This is a genomic window from Streptomyces sp. DH37 (genome assembly GCF_029813835.1).
Taxonomy (GTDB): Bacteria; Actinomycetota; Actinomycetes; order Streptomycetales; family Streptomycetaceae; genus Streptomyces.
Map to the genome: position 1 here is coordinate 89,641 of NZ_JARVKV010000006.1, position 15,589 is coordinate 105,229.

The 15,589-nt window shown below is 74.1% G+C and carries 28 protein-coding genes; 4 read left to right on the top strand and 24 right to left on the bottom strand.

Annotated elements, in window-relative coordinates:
- Nucleotides 1-3: 3 nt before the first annotated feature.
- From QC029_RS05295 to QC029_RS05350, 12 genes are all read right to left on the bottom strand, one after another.
- Nucleotides 4-489, bottom strand: a complete 486-nt coding sequence (locus QC029_RS05295; protein ID WP_279554210.1) for a hypothetical protein — start codon at nucleotides 487-489, stop codon at nucleotides 4-6.
- A gap of 198 nt (nucleotides 490-687) precedes the next feature.
- Nucleotides 688-2,691: a hypothetical protein gene (locus QC029_RS05300; protein WP_279554211.1), complete on the bottom strand. Its 2,004-nt coding sequence runs from the start codon at nucleotides 2,689-2,691 to the stop codon at nucleotides 688-690.
- 11 nt (nucleotides 2,692-2,702) lie between these two features.
- Entirely contained in the window at nucleotides 2,703-3,824 is a 1,122-nt protein-coding gene (locus QC029_RS05305; RefSeq protein WP_279554212.1) for a hypothetical protein, read from the bottom strand.
- 22 nt (nucleotides 3,825-3,846) lie between these two features.
- Nucleotides 3,847-4,062: a hypothetical protein gene (locus QC029_RS05310; RefSeq protein WP_279554213.1), complete on the bottom strand. Its 216-nt coding sequence runs from the start codon at nucleotides 4,060-4,062 to the stop codon at nucleotides 3,847-3,849.
- A gap of 6 nt (nucleotides 4,063-4,068) precedes the next feature.
- Nucleotides 4,069-4,380 carry a hypothetical protein gene (locus QC029_RS05315; protein ID WP_279554214.1) on the bottom strand — a complete coding sequence of 104 codons (312 nt, stop codon included), beginning with the start codon at nucleotides 4,378-4,380 and terminating at the stop codon, nucleotides 4,069-4,071.
- A gap of 82 nt (nucleotides 4,381-4,462) precedes the next feature.
- Entirely contained in the window at nucleotides 4,463-4,669 is a 207-nt protein-coding gene (locus QC029_RS05320; protein ID WP_279554215.1) for a hypothetical protein, read from the bottom strand.
- Between the two features lie 40 nt (nucleotides 4,670-4,709).
- The gene (locus QC029_RS05325; protein ID WP_279554216.1) at nucleotides 4,710-5,015 is read right to left on the bottom strand and encodes a hypothetical protein; all 306 of its coding nucleotides are present in this window, start codon (nucleotides 5,013-5,015) and stop codon (nucleotides 4,710-4,712) included.
- Nucleotides 5,016-5,099: 84 nt separating this feature from the next.
- Complete coding sequence (locus QC029_RS05330) at nucleotides 5,100-5,279, bottom strand: hypothetical protein (RefSeq protein WP_279554217.1); 180 nt, start codon at nucleotides 5,277-5,279, stop codon at nucleotides 5,100-5,102.
- Between the two features lie 84 nt (nucleotides 5,280-5,363).
- Entirely contained in the window at nucleotides 5,364-5,780 is a 417-nt protein-coding gene (locus tag QC029_RS05335) for a hypothetical protein (protein ID WP_279554218.1), read from the bottom strand.
- A gap of 63 nt (nucleotides 5,781-5,843) precedes the next feature.
- The gene (locus tag QC029_RS05340; RefSeq protein WP_279554219.1) at nucleotides 5,844-6,029 is read right to left on the bottom strand and encodes a hypothetical protein; all 186 of its coding nucleotides are present in this window, start codon (nucleotides 6,027-6,029) and stop codon (nucleotides 5,844-5,846) included.
- An 82-nt stretch (nucleotides 6,030-6,111) separates the two neighbouring features.
- Complete coding sequence (locus QC029_RS05345) at nucleotides 6,112-6,411, bottom strand: hypothetical protein (protein WP_279554220.1); 300 nt, start codon at nucleotides 6,409-6,411, stop codon at nucleotides 6,112-6,114.
- A gap of 100 nt (nucleotides 6,412-6,511) precedes the next feature.
- A complete protein-coding gene (locus QC029_RS05350; protein ID WP_279554221.1) occupies nucleotides 6,512-7,033 on the bottom strand; it encodes a hypothetical protein in 522 nt (173 codons plus the stop codon).
- Nucleotides 7,034-7,310: 277 nt separating this feature from the next.
- Here QC029_RS05350 and QC029_RS05355 point away from each other — a divergent pair, with 277 nt between their 5' ends.
- From QC029_RS05355 to QC029_RS05370, 4 genes are all read left to right on the top strand, one after another.
- Nucleotides 7,311-7,565, top strand: a complete 255-nt coding sequence (locus QC029_RS05355; protein WP_279554222.1) for a hypothetical protein — start codon at nucleotides 7,311-7,313, stop codon at nucleotides 7,563-7,565.
- Nucleotides 7,566-7,703: 138 nt separating this feature from the next.
- A complete protein-coding gene (locus QC029_RS05360; protein ID WP_279554223.1) occupies nucleotides 7,704-8,336 on the top strand; it encodes an NUDIX domain-containing protein in 633 nt (210 codons plus the stop codon).
- Nucleotides 8,333-8,746 (top strand): NUDIX hydrolase, encoded by a 414-nt coding sequence (locus tag QC029_RS05365; protein WP_279554224.1) that lies wholly within the window; start codon nucleotides 8,333-8,335, stop codon nucleotides 8,744-8,746. The genes QC029_RS05360 and QC029_RS05365 overlap by 4 nt, the downstream gene beginning before the upstream one ends.
- A gap of 140 nt (nucleotides 8,747-8,886) precedes the next feature.
- Nucleotides 8,887-9,231: a hypothetical protein gene (locus tag QC029_RS05370; protein ID WP_279554226.1), complete on the top strand. Its 345-nt coding sequence runs from the start codon at nucleotides 8,887-8,889 to the stop codon at nucleotides 9,229-9,231.
- A gap of 54 nt (nucleotides 9,232-9,285) precedes the next feature.
- Here QC029_RS05370 and QC029_RS05375 read toward each other — a convergent pair whose 3' ends face one another.
- The 12 genes from QC029_RS05375 to QC029_RS05430 all read right to left on the bottom strand — a co-directional run bounded on the left by QC029_RS05375 (nucleotide 9,286) and on the right by QC029_RS05430 (nucleotide 15,577).
- Nucleotides 9,286-9,534 carry a type II toxin-antitoxin system RelE/ParE family toxin gene (locus QC029_RS05375; protein ID WP_279554228.1) on the bottom strand — a complete coding sequence of 83 codons (249 nt, stop codon included), beginning with the start codon at nucleotides 9,532-9,534 and terminating at the stop codon, nucleotides 9,286-9,288.
- A gap of 99 nt (nucleotides 9,535-9,633) precedes the next feature.
- Nucleotides 9,634-9,921, bottom strand: a complete 288-nt coding sequence (locus QC029_RS05380; protein ID WP_279554229.1) for a hypothetical protein — start codon at nucleotides 9,919-9,921, stop codon at nucleotides 9,634-9,636.
- Between the two features lie 230 nt (nucleotides 9,922-10,151).
- Nucleotides 10,152-10,418 (bottom strand): hypothetical protein, encoded by a 267-nt coding sequence (locus QC029_RS05385; RefSeq protein WP_279554231.1) that lies wholly within the window; start codon nucleotides 10,416-10,418, stop codon nucleotides 10,152-10,154.
- A complete protein-coding gene (locus QC029_RS05390; RefSeq protein WP_279554318.1) occupies nucleotides 10,415-11,173 on the bottom strand; it encodes a site-specific DNA-methyltransferase in 759 nt (252 codons plus the stop codon). Before QC029_RS05390 ends, QC029_RS05385 begins: the two co-directional genes overlap by 4 nt.
- Nucleotides 11,173-11,796, bottom strand: a complete 624-nt coding sequence (locus tag QC029_RS05395; RefSeq protein ID WP_279554232.1) for a hypothetical protein — start codon at nucleotides 11,794-11,796, stop codon at nucleotides 11,173-11,175. Before QC029_RS05395 ends, QC029_RS05390 begins: the two co-directional genes overlap by 1 nt.
- A 68-nt stretch (nucleotides 11,797-11,864) precedes the next feature.
- Nucleotides 11,865-12,116 carry a hypothetical protein gene (locus QC029_RS05400; RefSeq protein ID WP_279554234.1) on the bottom strand — a complete coding sequence of 84 codons (252 nt, stop codon included), beginning with the start codon at nucleotides 12,114-12,116 and terminating at the stop codon, nucleotides 11,865-11,867.
- Nucleotides 12,113-13,498 carry a hypothetical protein gene (locus tag QC029_RS05405; protein WP_279554235.1) on the bottom strand — a complete coding sequence of 462 codons (1,386 nt, stop codon included), beginning with the start codon at nucleotides 13,496-13,498 and terminating at the stop codon, nucleotides 12,113-12,115. The genes QC029_RS05400 and QC029_RS05405 overlap by 4 nt, the downstream gene beginning before the upstream one ends.
- Nucleotides 13,491-13,715 (bottom strand): hypothetical protein, encoded by a 225-nt coding sequence (locus QC029_RS05410; protein WP_279554236.1) that lies wholly within the window; start codon nucleotides 13,713-13,715, stop codon nucleotides 13,491-13,493. Before QC029_RS05410 ends, QC029_RS05405 begins: the two co-directional genes overlap by 8 nt.
- On the bottom strand, nucleotides 13,712-13,951 hold the full coding sequence (locus QC029_RS05415; RefSeq protein ID WP_279554237.1) for a hypothetical protein: 240 nt from the start codon (nucleotides 13,949-13,951) through the stop codon (nucleotides 13,712-13,714). Before QC029_RS05415 ends, QC029_RS05410 begins: the two co-directional genes overlap by 4 nt.
- Entirely contained in the window at nucleotides 13,951-14,211 is a 261-nt protein-coding gene (locus QC029_RS05420) for a hypothetical protein (protein ID WP_279554238.1), read from the bottom strand. Before QC029_RS05420 ends, QC029_RS05415 begins: the two co-directional genes overlap by 1 nt.
- Entirely contained in the window at nucleotides 14,208-15,299 is a 1,092-nt protein-coding gene (locus tag QC029_RS05425; protein ID WP_279554239.1) for a DNA cytosine methyltransferase, read from the bottom strand. Before QC029_RS05425 ends, QC029_RS05420 begins: the two co-directional genes overlap by 4 nt.
- The gene (locus tag QC029_RS05430) at nucleotides 15,296-15,577 is read right to left on the bottom strand and encodes a hypothetical protein (protein WP_279554240.1); all 282 of its coding nucleotides are present in this window, start codon (nucleotides 15,575-15,577) and stop codon (nucleotides 15,296-15,298) included. Before QC029_RS05430 ends, QC029_RS05425 begins: the two co-directional genes overlap by 4 nt.
- Between the last annotated feature and the right edge of the window lie 12 nt (nucleotides 15,578-15,589).

The window sequence follows — 15,589 nt, forward strand, 5'->3', positions numbered from 1 at the left end:
GGGTCAGATGTGGCGTGCGTCGGCGAGGGTGGCGGCGGCGCCGAGGATCCGCGCGGCGTGCTGGGGACCGCGCAGCAGGTGGTCGTTGGCCTCGGGCACGGTCTCGACGTCGGGCCCGAACTCGGCCCGGATGACCTCCAGCAGCAGCACGCACGCGTCGACCTCGGTGCCCCAGTCGCCGCCGGCTTCGGCTCGGATGGCGCCGCGCAGGCACCGGCGGCCCTGCTCGTCGACGAGCCGGCCGGTGCACCAGCCGGAGGCGATGCGGGCGGCGGCCCGGTGGAGGCACGCCGCGACCGGGGTGCTGTACGGGCAGGGGGCGGGCTCCGGACCGGGCAGCGCGCCAGGGAGGCGGATCACGTCCGCCAGGTCGAGGGGGCCGGAGTCGGACACGGCCAGCGCGGCCAGAGCGAGCCGCTCGTCGAGGTCGAGGGGCGCGGCGGGGGCCGCGGGCGGGGCCGGGCGGGCGGTCAGGGCGGTCGCGAGCATGACGGTCTCCAATCATGGATCTTCTTCGCATATAGGGCGTGACAGGGGGCGTGACGGCCCGTGACGTTGCAGGTCAGAGCGCTGGGGGTGGGCGTGACGGGGGCGTGACGCGTCACGGGCGAACCGGCGCCGTCACGGCCCCGTCACGGGGGGCGTCACGGCCTTGACCTGCGGCGTCACGCCCCCCGATCCGGCTGTTCAGTCCTCTTCGCCGGTCAGTTCGATCACGGTGTCGAGGTAGTAGCCGCGGCCTCCGCGCCACTGCCGGGTCTTCATGTCGACCTTCGGGGCGATCTCGGCGGCGGCGTCCCGCAGGGCCTTGAGGAACCGGTCCCGGGCCTGCTCGGTCTCCTCGCCGTCGGCGGGCGCCCAGTCCTCGGGCGCCGCGGCGGCGACGTACTCGTACAGCTCGACGGTGGTCATCCGCTCCGGGTCGCCGGCGGCGGTGAACGCGGCCCGGGCGAGCTCGATCGGCTCGGGCAGCCGGTCGTGAGGGCGGACGGTGTCGAGGTCGTCGAACGTCACCCCGGCCGCGTCCAAGGACTCGGCGTCGATCCAGGGGCGGCCCGCGGCGGCACGCTCGGCCGCGCGGCGCTTGCCCTCCTCCGGGCTCATGGCGATGACCTTGTGGATGAGGGGGTCGGTGGAGCCGCCGCCCATGATGTAGACCTTGCCGGCGTCGGCGGGGTCTTCACCCTGGGCGGGGTGGAGCCGGTCGGGCCGCCAGCCGTTGGCCCCGGCACCCTGCCCGAACACCTGCAGCACGTCCTGGTGCCGGGACGGGCCGACGATCTTCAGGGCGATGGAGTCGGCGATGGCGGCGCCGATCGCGTCCTTGGTGGCCTCCTGCGCGGCCAGTCCGATCTGCACCCTACTCTTCCGCCCGACCCGGAGGATCGCCACCACTAGGGCCTTGGCCCGCTGGGACAGCTGCGGGTACTCGTCCACCAGGGCGACGATCGCCGGGTAGCGGCGAGACGGAACCCAGTTGTCGCCCATGCCGAGCTTCCCCAGCAGCGTGGCCCGCGCCTTCGCGATCGCCAGGAGCTTCTCCAGCACCGCCTCGATCAGGTGCATCTGGTCCGCGCCGACGACCCGCACCCCGACCGCCTCGGCCAGCGGCTCCAGGCCGTTGCCGCCCGGGTCGAGGTCGACGACCACGACGTCGTCGCAGGCGGTGAGCACGTCGCCGATGGAGCGGAGGGTGACGGACTTGCCGCCGCCGGACGCGGCGATGGCGAGGAAGTGCAGGCCGAGGAACGACAGTTCGGTGTGCTGCCCGTCCATGCGCAGCGCGACCAGCGCCTTGTCCCGCATGCGCAGGCTGTTCGGGGCCCGCTCCGGGAGGGCGGGCATCGCCTCGAACGGGTCACCTTCGACGAGACGGAGGACGACTTCGGAGCGGCGCTGCCGGTTGGGCTGGCACAGCAGCCCGTCGGCGGGCAGGTCGAGGGGGGTTTCCAGGTCGGGGGCCTTGGCGATGAGGTCGGACGGCTTGCCCTTGCGGAGCCGCACCGCGACCTCCCAGCCCCACGCGTAGTGGCGGCGCGCTTCGACCGCGGCCACGTCGACGCCTTCGGAGAGCAGGGCGCGGCGCACGCATTCGGCGGCTTCGGTGCGGGTGCCGGCGTCGGCGATGGGGAACGGGTCGCCGTCGGCGGCGCCGATCTCGATGCGGCCGGGGTCGTCCTGGGCGGCGATGGCCTGGGGTCGGCCGCGCCAGGCGCCGTAGGCGACGGTGACCATGCTCATGAGGATGGAGATCCACAGGCCGCCTTGCAGGGCGCCGTATCCGGCGGCGGTCGCGGCGGGGGCGGCCCAGGCGCCGGTCTTCGCGCTGTAGACGAGCCGGTGGTGCTTGTACTCCTCGCGGTAGTGCGTCACGAGGTTCTTCGCGGCCCGCTCGGCGTCGCGGTCGCCCTTGGCGGCCTTGAGGTCGGCGCGGGCGGTGTGGATGAGCTGGGGGTAGTCGTCGCGCAGCCCGTCGACCCAGGCGCGGCCGAGGCGCCAGTAGCCGCGGGCGGCCCAGCCGAGGTAGAGCCGGTTGGCGGCGGCGTGCCTGGCGAGGGCCTGCCCGGAGTGGATCCAGGCGGGCCGGTCGAGGGCGGCGCCCTGGTGCTCGACGACGCTGCCCTCGACGAGGGTGAGGTGCGGGGTCTTCTCCACGCTGACCGCGTGGTCCTGGGTGATCGGCGTGGCCATGACGGGACTCCTCAGTGGTGGTGGCCGTTGACGACCAGGTGCTTGCGGGCGGTGTCGGCGGCGACGGCCTTGGCGATGGGGTGGAAGGGGACGCTGTCGTTCTTGGTGCGGCGGTGCGGCGGGGGCTGCCGGCGGCCGGCCTTCTTCGGCTTCTCGGAGGGGCTCTTGGAGGAGGGGGGGAGATCGGTAGCGACCTGCGGCTTCTTGATCCTCGGGGCGGCCTTGCCGGGAGGCGTCGGCAGCACGAACCCGGAGGCGTTCAGCCGCGCCTCGATGCGCTCGCGCACCTCGTCCTTGGTGGGCTCCTCGCCGGCCTTGGCAGCAGCCAGGGCGACGGCGGAGCGCGCCGCGTAGGCGTGGAGCTTCGGCGTCATGCCGGGCTCGGCGGTGCCGTGGACGATGAGCCACGCCTGCGCCCACGCGTCCTCGAACGTGAGGGAGCCGTAGGGGGCGGCGGAAACGAGCCGGTCGGCGACCTTGGCGACCGTGCGGTGGTCCCGGCGCCGCTTGCGCTCGTGGCGGGCGCGCTTCTTCTCCTCGGCCCGCTTGCGGGGGTCGCCGGTGGCGGCGGACAGGGTCATGACCCACTGCCGCACCTCGAAGAACAGCGGGCCGAGCATGGTGACCGCGGCGAGGCCCCAGCCGACGAGCGCAGAGGTCTCGGCGCCGTGGATGTAGTTGATGCGGGCGGCGAACGCGGCGGCGGCGACGCAGAAGCCGCGCAGCAGCCAGCGGACCCAGGCGGGGAGTTTCTTCTCGTCGGCGTAGGCGACGCCGGCGGCCATGACCCAGGCGGCGCCTTCGAGCGCGAACGGGACGGGCAGCAGCATCAGCGACTTCTTCACGAAGTAGGCGATCTGCGCGGGGAGGGCGGCGGCGGCGGAGGCGGCGACCAGGGCGAGGGTGCCCTTGCGGTAGACGTTGGCGGGGGTGAGCTGCTTCTCGCGGCGCTGGGCGCGGGCGGCCTTGCGCTGCGCCTTGTCGCGGCGGCGCTGCGCCTTCTCGGCCCGCTCCTCTTCGCGGGCGGCGCGGCGCTCCTCGCGGGCGAGCTTGGCGGCGAACGCCTTGTCGCGGCGCCGCTCCTCGGCCTCGGCGGCCTGGTTGAGCCTGCGCTCCTGGGCCCAGGTACTCATGGCGGGTCAGTCCCTTCGGGGGTCAGGTGGTGGTGTGGTGGCGGTCGCGGGGTGCGGCGGGCTCGCGTAGGGGCGGCGGGTCCAGCGCCCATTCGAGGAGCAGGGCGACCAGGAGGAGGCCGCCGATCGCCCAGCGCGCGGCGGGCGAGGCGTCGAGGTCGACGAACCAGGCCAGGCCGGCGACCATGAGCGCGAGCCGCAGCCGGGCCAGGCCGACGATGAGTCCGAGGTAGGCCACGGCGGGTCAGCTCCAGGTCCAGGGCTGGCGGGCGCGGGCGGCCCGGCGGGCGCAGGCGGCGAACGTGGTGGCCTCGTTGGCCCAGTCGCGGGGAATTTTCCGGTGGCGGGCGGCCCGGTCGAGGATGTCGGCGATGCGCCCGGCCTGCCGGTGGCCGATCTCGGTGACGTCGGCGAACCGGCCGTCGAACAGGTCGGCGATCTGGGCCCAGTCGCGGCCGGGCAGGACGTGCGCGAGGTGCTTGCCGAGGTCGGCGAGGTGGCCGTAGGAGCGGTGCATGCGGCCGTCGTTGGTGCCGTGGCTGATGGTGACGCCCATCGGGTTCTCCTTCGAGTCGGTTCGGGTGGGGTGCTGGCGGTTCCCCTTGGCGCCCGGTCGGGCCGGGCGCCGCGGGCAGCGGTCAGCGGCTCTTGCGGGGGCCGCCGAAGCGGAACGGGACCTTGGCGGCGGCCTCGTTGGCGGCGGCGTTCAGGCGCTGGTACTCGGGGGTCTCGTAGTCGATGCCGGCGCGGCGCTCGCGCTCGCTGTTCTCGTGGAGCGCCCGGTCGGCGTCCTTCATCCGCTGGATCGCGGCCTTCTCCTCGGGGGTGGGCTTGAACAGGCCCATGTCGGGCTCCTCTCGGGTCGGTGGGGTGGTGCGGTGGTCGTCAGTCCTGGTCCTGGAAGGCGTCGAGCTGGTTCTCCAGCTGGGTGTTGCGCTCGCGGAGGGCGCGGGCCTCGGCCTGGGCGTCGCGCCGCGCGGCGTTGGCCTGGTCGAGCTCGGCGCGGAGGGCGGCGATGCGCCGCTCGGCGTCGGCGCGGGCGTGCTCCAGGGCGGCGGCGAGCTGGCGGGCGGTGTGGTCGAGGCGGGTGACGCGGCGGCACCACTCGACGGGCGGGGTCTCCGGGTCGGTGTTGTCCCAGGCGCCGGCCTGGTCGAGGGTGCGGCGGGCGGTGTCAAGAACGGGGTCCATGGGGTCTCCTTCTGGTGAGTGGGTAGTCCGGGGCTGTCCCGGCTCCCCACGGCGCCCGCACGGGCGGGCACCGCAGGCAGCCGGTCAGCGTCCGCGCGCCCAGCCCCACAGGCCGATGACCTGGTCGGTGACGTCGGTGACGCGGCCGGACTCCAGCTCGGCGGCCCGGTCCTCCAGCCGCCGCGCGGCGTCGTCCTTGCCGCGGCTGCGCAGTTCCTTGGCGGCGGCGCGGTTCTGCTCGGCCTGCCTCTTCATGCGGGACATGGGGCTCCTCTCGGTGTGGTCCGGGGCTGTCCCGGCTCCCCGCCCCCGGCCGCCCGCGGTGGGCGGTCGAGGACAGGCAGCCGGTCAGCGGCGGACGAGCTGGCGGGCGGTGCAGAGGTCGACGATGCGGGCGACCTGGTCCTCCAAGGCCCGCAGCTCCCGGTCGGTCTGGGCGCGCCGCTTCTGGTCCGCCTCGGCGCACTCGGCGAGGTAGTCGGCGAGGGTCTGGCACGGCGGGCTGTCGTGCAGCGGCCCGCACCGCAGCCACGCCCCCGCGGCGGACACGGCCCCGCACATCGGGTCGCCGGTGGCCCGGCTCTTGCGGTCGAAGGTCCACGGCACGGCGAGCTTCCGGCCGCCGGTGGGCAGCCGGAACTCGGCCACGGCCCAGTAGGTGCGGCCGAGCTGCACGGAGCGGGAGAACTTGGCGGCCTCGCGCTGGGCGCCGTGCCGGCCGCGGGCGGTGGTCAGCACGTCGTCGATGGCGTCGATGAATCCCATGTGGGTTCCTCTCTGGGGGTGGGTGGCCGTGCCCGATGGGGAGTAGGCGGGCACGGCCACCGGTCAGGGGCGGTTGGTCTGGTCGATGACGCGGAGGAGGATGCCGACGACGGCCTGGAGATGACCGATCTGGCTGAGCAGGTCGCTGGTGCCGGCCTGAGCCCAGTCGGCGGACTCCGAGTCGGCGAGGGCCTGTCGGGCTCGTTCGACCGATCCGCGGTCCAGGTCGTCCAGCTCGATACGGCTCACCGGGGCCTGCTCTCGCTGCGCCGGTTGACCTCGCGGACGCGGCGCCGCAGTTCCTTCCAGCCGGCGTCGTCCAGGCCGGTGGTCATGCCGCGACCTGCTGGGGGCCGCACAGCTCGACGCCGAGGTTCTCGCCGGGGTGGGCGGCGTCGTACTGGAACGCCTCGGTGAGGAGCCGCTCGGCGGCGTACTCGTCGCCGGCGTGGCGGGCGGCGTAGTAGTCGGTGACGATCCGGGCCCGGTAGGCGTCCTGCTCGGCGGCCTCGGCCCAGGCGGCGTCCAGCTCGGCCTCGGCGACGGTGGTGCGCTCTCGGCGGAGCGCGGTGAACGGGTAGACGCGGGCGCTGTCGCCGTCGGACAGGATGGTGGCGAAGGTCGTGGACATGTGGGTTCCTTTCGGGATGAATGGGGCGGTGAAGAGCAAGGGGGTGCCGCGCCCGCGGTGCGCGGGGAGGAAGCGCCCACAGGCGCGGCAGGGAGAGGGGTTAGAGGCTCTTGCCGGGCTCGCGGCGCGGCAGCGGCATCTTCGGCGCGGGGGCCGGCGGGGCGGGCTGGCCGGACGGGCGCGGCTGGAGGCCGGCGGCGCGGAGTGCGGCGACCGTCTGGAGCTGCCGCTCGATCTGGTCGAGGTGGGCGCGGGCCTGGTCGAGGAACGCACGCCCGGCGTCGGGCCCGAGCTCGGCGGTGGCGCCGTCACCGGGGGCGTCGAGCATCAGGAACGGCTCACCATCGCCCCACTGGCAGACCTCGGAGGCGAGGATCTCGCAGAACCCGTCACCCTCGGGCGCGGCCAGGGCCTCCATGCGGCCCCGGTGCAGCACGTCGGACAGGGCGGCGTAGCGGCCGGTGTGCGGCTCCATGCACCACTCGGGGCACGGGATCTCCACCTCGACACCGGCCACGGTCACAACGACCGGGCGAGCGGCAAGGGAGAACGGGATCGGGGCGCCGGTGTCGACGCTGATCGCGGCGCACACGGGCGCACCGCTAGACTGCGAGCTAGCCATCAGGGGGTTCCTCTCACGGGACCTGGTGGTGAGGGCCGGCCTGCGAGGTAGGAGTCGCGGAGTCCGGCCCGTTCTTCTGTTGTGCGACGGCGCCCGCGGACTGAGTCCGGTAGGAGTGGGCACCGGCACGACTGAACTCCGCGAAGCGGGGCTCCGTCGCGTCTACTTTGTTGCAGGAACAGCATTGCACGGGACCGCCTGCCGCCGCAACAAAGTGGACGGATATTCCTGCAAGCCGTCTAGTCGGTAGACGGCCTAGCGTGAGAACATGCCAGGCATGGCAGCGAACACCCCGACACTCGACGAAGCCGAGAAGGCTCGCTGGCTGCGCAAGCTCGATCGAGCCACCGCTGCCCATGAGAAGACGCGTCGACAGCTTGACCAGTTGGTCGCCGACGCCCGCGAAGCGGGAGTCCCTCTCACTGCGATCTCCGAGCACACTCCCTACAGCCGTGAGTGGGCACGCAGGATCGCCGCGCGAGTGACGGCAGCCCGCGCTGAAGACCAGCAGAGCGACTCTGGCAGCGCCTGACTGCGGAACGGTGTTCTCCATGCCTCTCAGCCAACCCGCGCCCGCACTGGGCGGCCATGACCTCCCGGTGCAGTTCCAGCGCAGCAGCAGTGCAGCCGTAGTGCAGTAGCCCGCCGACGCCCGCCGGGAGGGGCCATCGTGGACGTCATCGACACGTGGACAGGGCGGACTGCCTGCGCGCTCCAGGCCGCGATGCGCGATACGAACGAGGCGTTCGCGGCCCGGCTCGGCGTCGCGGTCCGCACCGTCGCCGGCTGGCACGCGCAGCCGGGCATCGTCCCCCGGCCGGAGATCCAGCAGGCGCTCGACACTGCGCACGAGAGGGCGGGTGAGGCAGTGCGGCGGAGGTTCGCGGCTCTCGCCCGGCCGGCCGGGGTCGCCCAGCCGCAAGCCCTGCGCGTGGCCATCACCGTGGTGGTGCGCGGGGAGGACGTGCTCCTCGTCTGCCGCCGCGGCGACGGCCAGCTCGCGTGGCAGTTCCCGGCCGGGGTGGTGAAGCCCGGCGCCTCCCCGGAAGCGGTCGCGGTGCAGGAGACCCACGCGGAGACCGGCGTGCACTGCGCGGTCCGCGAGCACCTCGGCGAGCGCGTCCACCCGGTCACCGGAGTCGCCTGCGACTACTACCTCGCCGACTGGCTGGCCGGCGAGCCCACGAACCGCGACCCGCTGGAGAACGTCGACGTCGCCTGGGCGCCGATCCGCAGCTTGACCCGCTTCATCCCCGCCGACCGCATCTACCCGCCGATCACCGCCGCACTGGAGGCAGCATGACCGACAGCACCACCGAGCAGCCCGGCATCTCCGCCGCCATCGTCGTCCGCGAGGGCCGCGTTCTCATGGTCCGCCGCCGCGTCAAGGAAGGCGAGCTGTCTTGGCAGTTCCCCGCGGGCGGCATCGAGGCGGGCGAGACCCCCGAGCAGGCCGCCGTGCGCGAGACGTTCGAGGAGACCGGGCTGACGGTGGACGCCGTCAAGCTCCTCGGAGAGCGCGTGCACCCCAAGACCGGGCGGCTCATGTACTACGTGGCCTGCTCGACCGGTGTCGAGGGCGAGGCCCGCGTCGCCGACGCCGACGAGCTCGCCGAGGTTGCCTGGATCACCCACGGCGAGATCGCCGACTACGTGCCCTACGGGCTGTTCGAGCCCGTACAGGAGTACCTCGATGGCGAACTGCCGCACTGACCCACCCCTCCGCCAGCCCCCGCCTGGGTGATCCGGGTGGGGGCTGGCTGGTGTGCGCCTCGGGTTGTCCGGTCACGCCCTGCCCTACCGTCCGGTCGCTGGCGAGACTGCTGCCGCTGACCGACCAGAGGGGGACGATCATGAGCAAGGCATGCCCGGGGTGCGGAGAGTCCAGCCAAGTGCTGGACCTGCCCGCGTTCTGGAAGTCGCTGGCGCCCGGGGCCGAGTTGAAGGCGGAGCTCGCCCAGCCGCCGTCGTATGCCCCGGCGTGGCTGCCCGTGCTGGGCCTCGTGGTCGCCGGGGTGTGGCTGCTGGCCGCCGGCTCGCTGCTGGGCCTGGTGGCGCTGGCCGCCGGGGCCGGAGCGGGCTGGGTGGCATGGACCCGGTTCCAGGAAGCCGAGGCCGCGCGGGAAGCGTGGGCCCGCTCGCTGTACTGCCGCAAGTGTCCGGGGGTGTTCCTGCCGGAGCAGGCCAAGGTCGCGTAGCCCGCGCAACGACGAAGGCCCCCGCCCGGGATGGGCGGGGGCCTTGGCGTGCGGTCAGCCGAGGTAGGTGATCTCCAGCACGGTGAGGGTCTTCATGTTGTGGCCGACGAGGAGGAGCGCGGTGACGTCTCCTGCGACGACCCGGCGTATGACCTCGTCCTCGATGTCGCCGTAGGGCCGGGTGGCACCGATGGGGTCGTCGCAGGCGTCGGCGAGGGCGAGGGTGAGCTGCTCGCTGACGTGCTGCGGCAGAGCGTCGTACACGGCCTCTGCCGCAGGGTCGTACTTCAGGCGATAAGTCACGCATGTTCCCCAGTTGTGATGTTTGCTCCGGAACAGCTCTCCACCCCCGGCGGGAGATAGCGTAGCCGCTCCGGAACAGCGCGTGACCTGCTTGTCGGATTAGGCCGCACCACGTGCGCGGATGCGCTCGGCTTCCTGCCGGACGCGGTCGGTCGCGTCGATCCACTCGCCGGGCGGCTCCTCGCCCCGGGCGTCATACTCGGCGAGCCTCCGGCCGCGCTCCACAGCGGCGAGGGTGTCCTTGGCGATCCGCTCCCACTTCGCGAACACGCCGAGGAGCTGGTGGGCCGGCGCCCGGTTGATCTCGGACAGGAAGCGCTGCGCTAGATCCGGGCTGCCGAGAGCTTCGCGGATACGTTCGATGGTCCACTGCTCGCCGCTGCTCATCTCAGCCCCAAGATCACATGCCCCACGGTGATATCGGTTCCGAGGGTAGCGGGAAAGTTGCGGTCTGAGTTGTGGAGTAGTCAACATCCCCCACACGTACAAGCGTCTTGCTGTACGCCATCCGGGCTCATGCAGCGGACGGGTGTGCGCCTCTCCACCTCGGGCGGGCCGCGCGGGCGCCCCTCCGGCGGCGGGGAGAGGCCGGGAGGGGCGCGGCGGCGGGCAGGATGTCAGCCCGGGCGGGTCCGCGCGATCGCCGCGCACTCCAGCGCGTCGGCTTCCTGGCCGATGGCCCCAGCGGTGGCCTCGAACGCTTCCGCGGCAGTCTCCGGGCCGCATTCGGGATCGTCGGCGAGGTTCCGGCAGGAGTCGGCCACAGCCCGCAGATAGGCGATCACCGCGGCGGCGGGCAGGTACGGCTGCCCGTCGTCCGCGGTCACGATCGGCAGGCCCGCGGCCGGAGACGGCACATGCTCGTCGTCGGGGTCGTCGGTCACGCCGCCCCACCGAAGTCGAGCACCAGGTTCGACAGCCGTTTCGCCGCGGCCTCCGCGTACCGCTCGTCTGCCTCGATGCCGACTGCGCGGCGGCCGGCCTGCCGGGCGGCGTCCAGCGTGGAGCCGGACCCGGCGAACGGGTCGAGGACCAGGCCGCCGGGCGGGCAGGCGTAGCGGATCAGCGGGTCGAGGATGCCGATCGGCTTTTCCGTCGGGTGTAGAGCGCGGCCGTGCATGGAGCGCACCTGTATGACCGACCGCATCAGGCGCGGCCCCCCGTCCTCGGAGAGGTAGGCGCCAGTGCCAATCTCGCCCATATGCGGGGGGCGCTGCTTGCGCCGCACGGCGCGGGCGGTTGCATCCAGTGTGGTCGGAACGTCGCGGTGCTGGTCGCGCCAGTCGCCGCGGTACCAGTGCAGGACGTTCTCGTGGACGCGCTTGAAGCGGTCGTTCTGGAAGCCGGAGCCGTTGTGCTTCTCCCAGACGACGTCCTGGGAGAGTTTCCATCCTGCCGCGGTGAACTCCAGGCCGCGGGCGAGGAACATGCGCATGGAGCCGAAGCACCACATCGACCGGGCGACGCTGGCGGCGAGGGTGGGCCAGCCGTCGGGCCACCGGTCCCAGGCGAGGGAGGTCTCGCCGTAGGGCGGGTCGGCGACGACGAGGTCGACCTGCAGCCCGAGGCCGGGCAGGAGTTCGCGGGAGTCGCCCAGGTAGAGGGCGACCGCGTCGTCGGCGTAGTACGGGACGGCCATCACGCCGCCCTCCTTTCGGCTATGGGCCGCAGGGCCCGGAGCTCGGCGAAGCCGTACTGGGCGCCACACGGGCAGCGCTTCCCGGGCGTGGACAGCGTCACGGACAGGGGCCCGCCGCAGTCGGTGCAGGCGAGGGTGACGCGCCGTTCGGGCCGCTCGCCGGTGACCATGCCGGTGACCCGGCCGTGCCACTGGCGCAGCTCGCCGTGGTAGTCGTCGACCGCCGGGAAGCTGGCGTACATCCACGGCCCGTTGTCGGCGAGGAACCCGCACACCGCGGCCAGCGTCTGCTCGTAGGTGCCGCGGCCCGGCGCCGGATCCCAGCCCAGCTCGTCCCGCACGGCCTGCTCCCACCCGGCGAAGATGTTCACCAGGCCGCCGGCTGCGCGCAGGTTCAGCACCTCCCCGCCCGGCAGCGGCGCCCCCTTCGACCCGGACACCGGCCCGGCGCCGACCCCGCGGGAGGACGGCAGCAGCAGGGCCTCGGTGCGCCGGTACAGGCCGGGCATGTCCCGGATCATCCGGCCGCCGGCCTGCTCGCACAGGGCGCAGGCGTAGCGGCCCGTCTCGTGCTCGAGCAGGTGGCGAGCGCAGATCACACAGCGGTCGGCGGTGTCGTCCATGGGTGGCTCCTCGGTGCGGCGGTACGGGTGCAGGGGGCCCGGCCGGTGGGGGCGGCCGGGCGAGGGGGCTACTGCTGCTGGGGCGCGGGCGGGTGCGGGACGCGGCCGAGCACCTCGGCGCACTGGCAGCCGTCCACGGGGTCCCAGGACGGGCAGACGCTGTCGAAGTCGGCGCGGTGACCGCAGGGGTCGTTCCACCAGCCCGCGGCACAGCCGCACTTGGTGTCGTCGTGCCAGCGGGGTACGGGCTGGAGGCAGAGGCCGCAGACGAGGTGCGGGTTTGCGAAGGTGACGTAGGTGTGGACTCGGGTGTGGGTCACGGCCTGCTCCTGTCGGTGTCGAGGGCGCGGATGGTGGGGCAGGGCCATGGCACCCAGCCGCCGGTGATCTGGTTGCAGTGGGCGCAGTAGTCGGTCGTGTCGTCGCCTGCGAACCGGTACTGCTGGTGGAGGGCGCGGACACGGTCGAGGGCGGCGGCGTCGCGGCGCTGCTTCTCTGGGTGGTCGCCGTCGAGGGCGGCGGACAGTTCGCTGAGGAGGTCAGCGGCGGGGCTGGGGAGAAGCCGGTCGCGCCAGGTGTCGCGGACGGCGGTGACCCGGTCGAGGGCGGCCTCGCGCACGGCGGCCAGGCGGACGGCGTGGCCGGGCTCGCTGGACGCGGCCACGAGCCGCTTCATCCAGTCGATCTCAGCGCGGGCGTTGGCGAGCTGCTGTCGCGCGGCGCGGAGTTCGCCTTCGGTGTTCTTGGCGCGCTGCTCGGCGTCAACGCGGGCGGCCTCGGCGTCGTTGCTGCACTGGTGCGCGATGCGCGACAGCTCGTCGGCCTGCTCGGCGCGGAGCCGAGCGTCGGCGTACCGCTGGATGAGGTCGACGGTCTCCTCGGCCTGTCGGTCCCGCTGCGCGCGCAGCTCGGCGTCGGCCACGGCCATCACGGCGTCGGCCTCCCCGTAGTGGTGCTCGCTGGGGAGGTCGTTGCCGGAGAGCGCGTGCTCGTAGTCGTACCGGTGGATGGCGCGGGCGTACTGCTGGCGGCGGCCCTCGCTGTCCCGGCGGTTCGGCATCCACTCGCAGGCGCATCCGTCGGCGCAGCCGTACACGCTGCGCTCGTCGGCTGTGTGCGGGCAGTGCGGGCACTGGCGGCGGCCCTCCTCGGCCGGGGCGGGCTCCGGCTGGGTGCAGCCGGGATAGTGGCCGACGGACCGGCCGCAGCAGGCCTTGGGCGGGAGACGCCGGCCCTCGACCGCGGCGAGCCGGCGCTCGGCCTCCCCGTACTTCCGCTGCCACCCGTCGGCCTCCGCGGCGACGCCCTCCAGGTGCGCCTGGGCGCGGGCGGCCTGCTCGGCGCAGGCGAGCTGCATGCCGGTGTGCTCCTCGTCGGCCTCCCGTATGGCGGCGGCGGTGATCTCGTGGGCGACGACCGGGTCCAGGTCCCGGTCGGCGGTGACCACGGCCAGCCACCGCGCGTACCGGGCCGCGTCCGGACCGTCCGGGGCGGGCTCCTGGGCCGGCGGGGCGGGGCGGCCGAGGACGCGCAGCACCGCGCCGGTGACCTCGCCGACAGCCGCCTCGTGCTCGGCGTTCGTGTTGTGCTCGGGGTACTCGTCGAGGACGCGGCTGACGGCGGCGGCGATCTGCTCGGGCAGGGAACCCGGGGTCGCTGTGTGCCCGCCTGAGGCGTTGGGGCGGGCGGTGGACTCAGTCATCGGCTCCTCCTGCGGGCCGGCGGTCTTCGTAGAGGCCCATCTCGTCGGTGAGGGCGATCAGTTCGGTGAGCGCGGCACGCTCGGCCGGAGAGGCTGTGCGCCCGCCTGAGGCGTTGGGGCGGTTCGATGCGAGGCGAGGGCCGGGGGCGGGCTGTTCGGCGCTCTGCGGGCCGCCTGCGGGCTCCTCGGGCGCGCTGGGGGCTGGAGTGTCGGTCACGGTCGGGGCTCCTCGGTGGTGAAGCTGATGACGATGGCGTCGTCGGTCGGGTGGAGGCTCAGCGCGTTGTCGGCGAGCGGTGTGTCAGCGGGCAGGCTGTGCGCCTCGCGGTAGGCGGCCTCTGCGGCCTGCCACGCCTTCACGACCTCGGCGGACGGAGCGCCCCAGGGCTCGGCGGCGGGGACGATCCATTCGCGGCGGATCGTGGTGACGGTGCGGGTGGTGAACGTGGCCATCAGCGGCGCTCCTTCGGGTCTGTGTGGTCGTCTCGCGGGCTGTCGGCGGGCGGGCGGGGCTCGGGAAGGCCCGGCGGCTGCACGGGCCTGAGGCGGCGTCTGGCCGCTCTGGCGGCGGCCCGTCTGGTGGCCCGGTTCGGGCGGGGCGGCTCGGCACCGTCGGCGAGGTGCTCCTCGCCCGTCCAGGCGAGCCGGGTCTCCCAGCCGGTGCCGGGCCGCGGGGCGTGCTCACCGCGCGGGCTGGACGACGGGGCGGTCACGCGGCCACCCCCTGCTCGGCGGGGACGGCGGCCGGGACGGGCAGGCCCGTGGCAGCGGCGAGGACGTGCGCGGCCAGCAGCGGCGGCACAGCGTTCGCTATCTGGAGGAACCGGCGGGACTCGCTGCCCTGGAACGGGTAGCCGGCGGGGAAGGACTGGAGAACCGCGGCCTCGGCCAGCGCCAACGGGCGCTTCTCCAAGTCGCCGCGGCCGTCGACCTTCACCCACTGGTAGTCGTGGCGGGCGTGCCTGGCCACCAGCGTTCCGGCGGGCTGGTCCAGGCGGCGCACGGTGGCGTTGGCCCGCTTGCCCTGCCGCAGCACCCACCAGGAGCGGGCCTTCTCCGTCAGCGCCCACGACGGCCGGTCGCACGGGAACTCGTTGCCCCCGGCGGTGCGCCGCTCGCCGCGGGTGTTGACCCGCATCCCGGCCGGCAGGTCGAGGGCCTGGGCCATCGTCACCCAGGCGGGCCGGGCGGTACCGAACAGGTCGACGCCGGAGTGCTCGGCGTGGGTGGGCTCCGGCGGGGCCACGGACCGGGTACGGGAGGCGATGAGGATCGCGCGGCGGCGGGTCTGGGGGACGCCGTAGTCGGCGGCGTTGAGGACCCCGACCCACACGCTGTAGCCCCAGGAGCGGAGCACGGCGGCGTACTGGCGCCACAGCGGCAGCACGTCGGGTACCTGCTCCAGTACCACCCACTCGGGGCGGAGCGCCTGGAGGAACCGCATCGGCTCGGCGGCCAACAGACTGCGCTCGTCGCGGACCGCGGCGCGCAGTTCGGCGCGGGTGTCGCGGCCGTGGGCGAGGTCGTGGACGGCCTGGTGCACGGCCGCGAGGTCGGTGAGGCCGTCGCGTTTGCCGCTGGCGCTGAACGTCTGGCACGGCGGGGAGGCGATCAGCCCGCGGGCCAGGCCGGTGAACGGCCGGGTGGGGTACTGGGCGACGTCGCAGCGCACGGTCAGGTGCCCGGCGGCGGCGCGGGTGGCGCAGGCGGCGGCGTCCCACTCCAGGCCGACGGGGCGCATACCGAGGCGGCGGGCGGCTTCGTCCCAGCCGCCGGGGCCGGCGAACAGGTCGACGATCACGCCGCCACCTCCTGGGCGTGCCGGGCCGCGGCGGCGCGGCGGCTGCGGGCGGTGCGGCGGGCCTGGCGCTGCTCGGCGGTCGGCTCCTCCCAGCCGTGGAACCCGACCGCGGGGTGCCACTGGGTGCCGTGGACCTCGGCCGGGTCGGAGCACCAGCGGCAGCCGTCCACCGCCGCCGGAGGCAGCGCCCACTCCGGGTCACGGTCCAGCGAATCCGGCGGCAGCGGAATCGGGTTGAAGGCGGGGACAGGGGCGGGGGTGGTGAGTGCGGGCTGCATCGGGTCTCCCGG

Bases quoted from the DNA above. Each gene is read 5' to 3' on its own strand.
- QC029_RS05395 (WP_279554232.1), bottom strand. From the start codon at position 11,796: ATGGACGACACCGCCGACCGCTGTGTGATCTGCGCTCGCCACCTGCTC.
- QC029_RS05355 (WP_279554222.1), top strand. From the start codon at position 7,311: ATGGCAGCGAACACCCCGACACTCGACGAAGCCGAGAAGGCTCGCTGG.
- QC029_RS05350 (WP_279554221.1), bottom strand. From the start codon at position 7,033: ATGGCTAGCTCGCAGTCTAGCGGTGCGCCCGTGTGCGCCGCGATCAGC.
- QC029_RS05295 (WP_279554210.1), bottom strand. From the start codon at position 489: ATGCTCGCGACCGCCCTGACCGCCCGCCCGGCCCCGCCCGCGGCCCCC.
- QC029_RS05305 (WP_279554212.1), bottom strand. From the start codon at position 3,824: ATGAGTACCTGGGCCCAGGAGCGCAGGCTCAACCAGGCCGCCGAGGCC.
- QC029_RS05405 (WP_279554235.1), bottom strand. From the start codon at position 13,498: ATGACTGAGTCCACCGCCCGCCCCAACGCCTCAGGCGGGCACACAGCG.
- QC029_RS05370 (WP_279554226.1), top strand. From the start codon at position 8,887: ATGAGCAAGGCATGCCCGGGGTGCGGAGAGTCCAGCCAAGTGCTGGAC.
- QC029_RS05365 (WP_279554224.1), top strand. From the start codon at position 8,333: ATGACCGACAGCACCACCGAGCAGCCCGGCATCTCCGCCGCCATCGTC.
- QC029_RS05330 (WP_279554217.1), bottom strand. From the start codon at position 5,279: ATGTCCCGCATGAAGAGGCAGGCCGAGCAGAACCGCGCCGCCGCCAAG.
- QC029_RS05430 (WP_279554240.1), bottom strand. From the start codon at position 15,577: ATGCAGCCCGCACTCACCACCCCCGCCCCTGTCCCCGCCTTCAACCCG.
- QC029_RS05390 (WP_279554318.1), bottom strand. From the start codon at position 11,173: ATGGCCGTCCCGTACTACGCCGACGACGCGGTCGCCCTCTACCTGGGC.
- QC029_RS05345 (WP_279554220.1), bottom strand. From the start codon at position 6,411: ATGTCCACGACCTTCGCCACCATCCTGTCCGACGGCGACAGCGCCCGC.
- QC029_RS05335 (WP_279554218.1), bottom strand. From the start codon at position 5,780: ATGGGATTCATCGACGCCATCGACGACGTGCTGACCACCGCCCGCGGC.
- QC029_RS05325 (WP_279554216.1), bottom strand. From the start codon at position 5,015: ATGGACCCCGTTCTTGACACCGCCCGCCGCACCCTCGACCAGGCCGGC.
- QC029_RS05315 (WP_279554214.1), bottom strand. From the start codon at position 4,380: ATGGGCGTCACCATCAGCCACGGCACCAACGACGGCCGCATGCACCGC.
- QC029_RS05320 (WP_279554215.1), bottom strand. From the start codon at position 4,669: ATGGGCCTGTTCAAGCCCACCCCCGAGGAGAAGGCCGCGATCCAGCGG.
- QC029_RS05300 (WP_279554211.1), bottom strand. From the start codon at position 2,691: ATGGCCACGCCGATCACCCAGGACCACGCGGTCAGCGTGGAGAAGACC.
- QC029_RS05415 (WP_279554237.1), bottom strand. From the start codon at position 13,951: ATGGCCACGTTCACCACCCGCACCGTCACCACGATCCGCCGCGAATGG.
- QC029_RS05380 (WP_279554229.1), bottom strand. From the start codon at position 9,921: ATGAGCAGCGGCGAGCAGTGGACCATCGAACGTATCCGCGAAGCTCTC.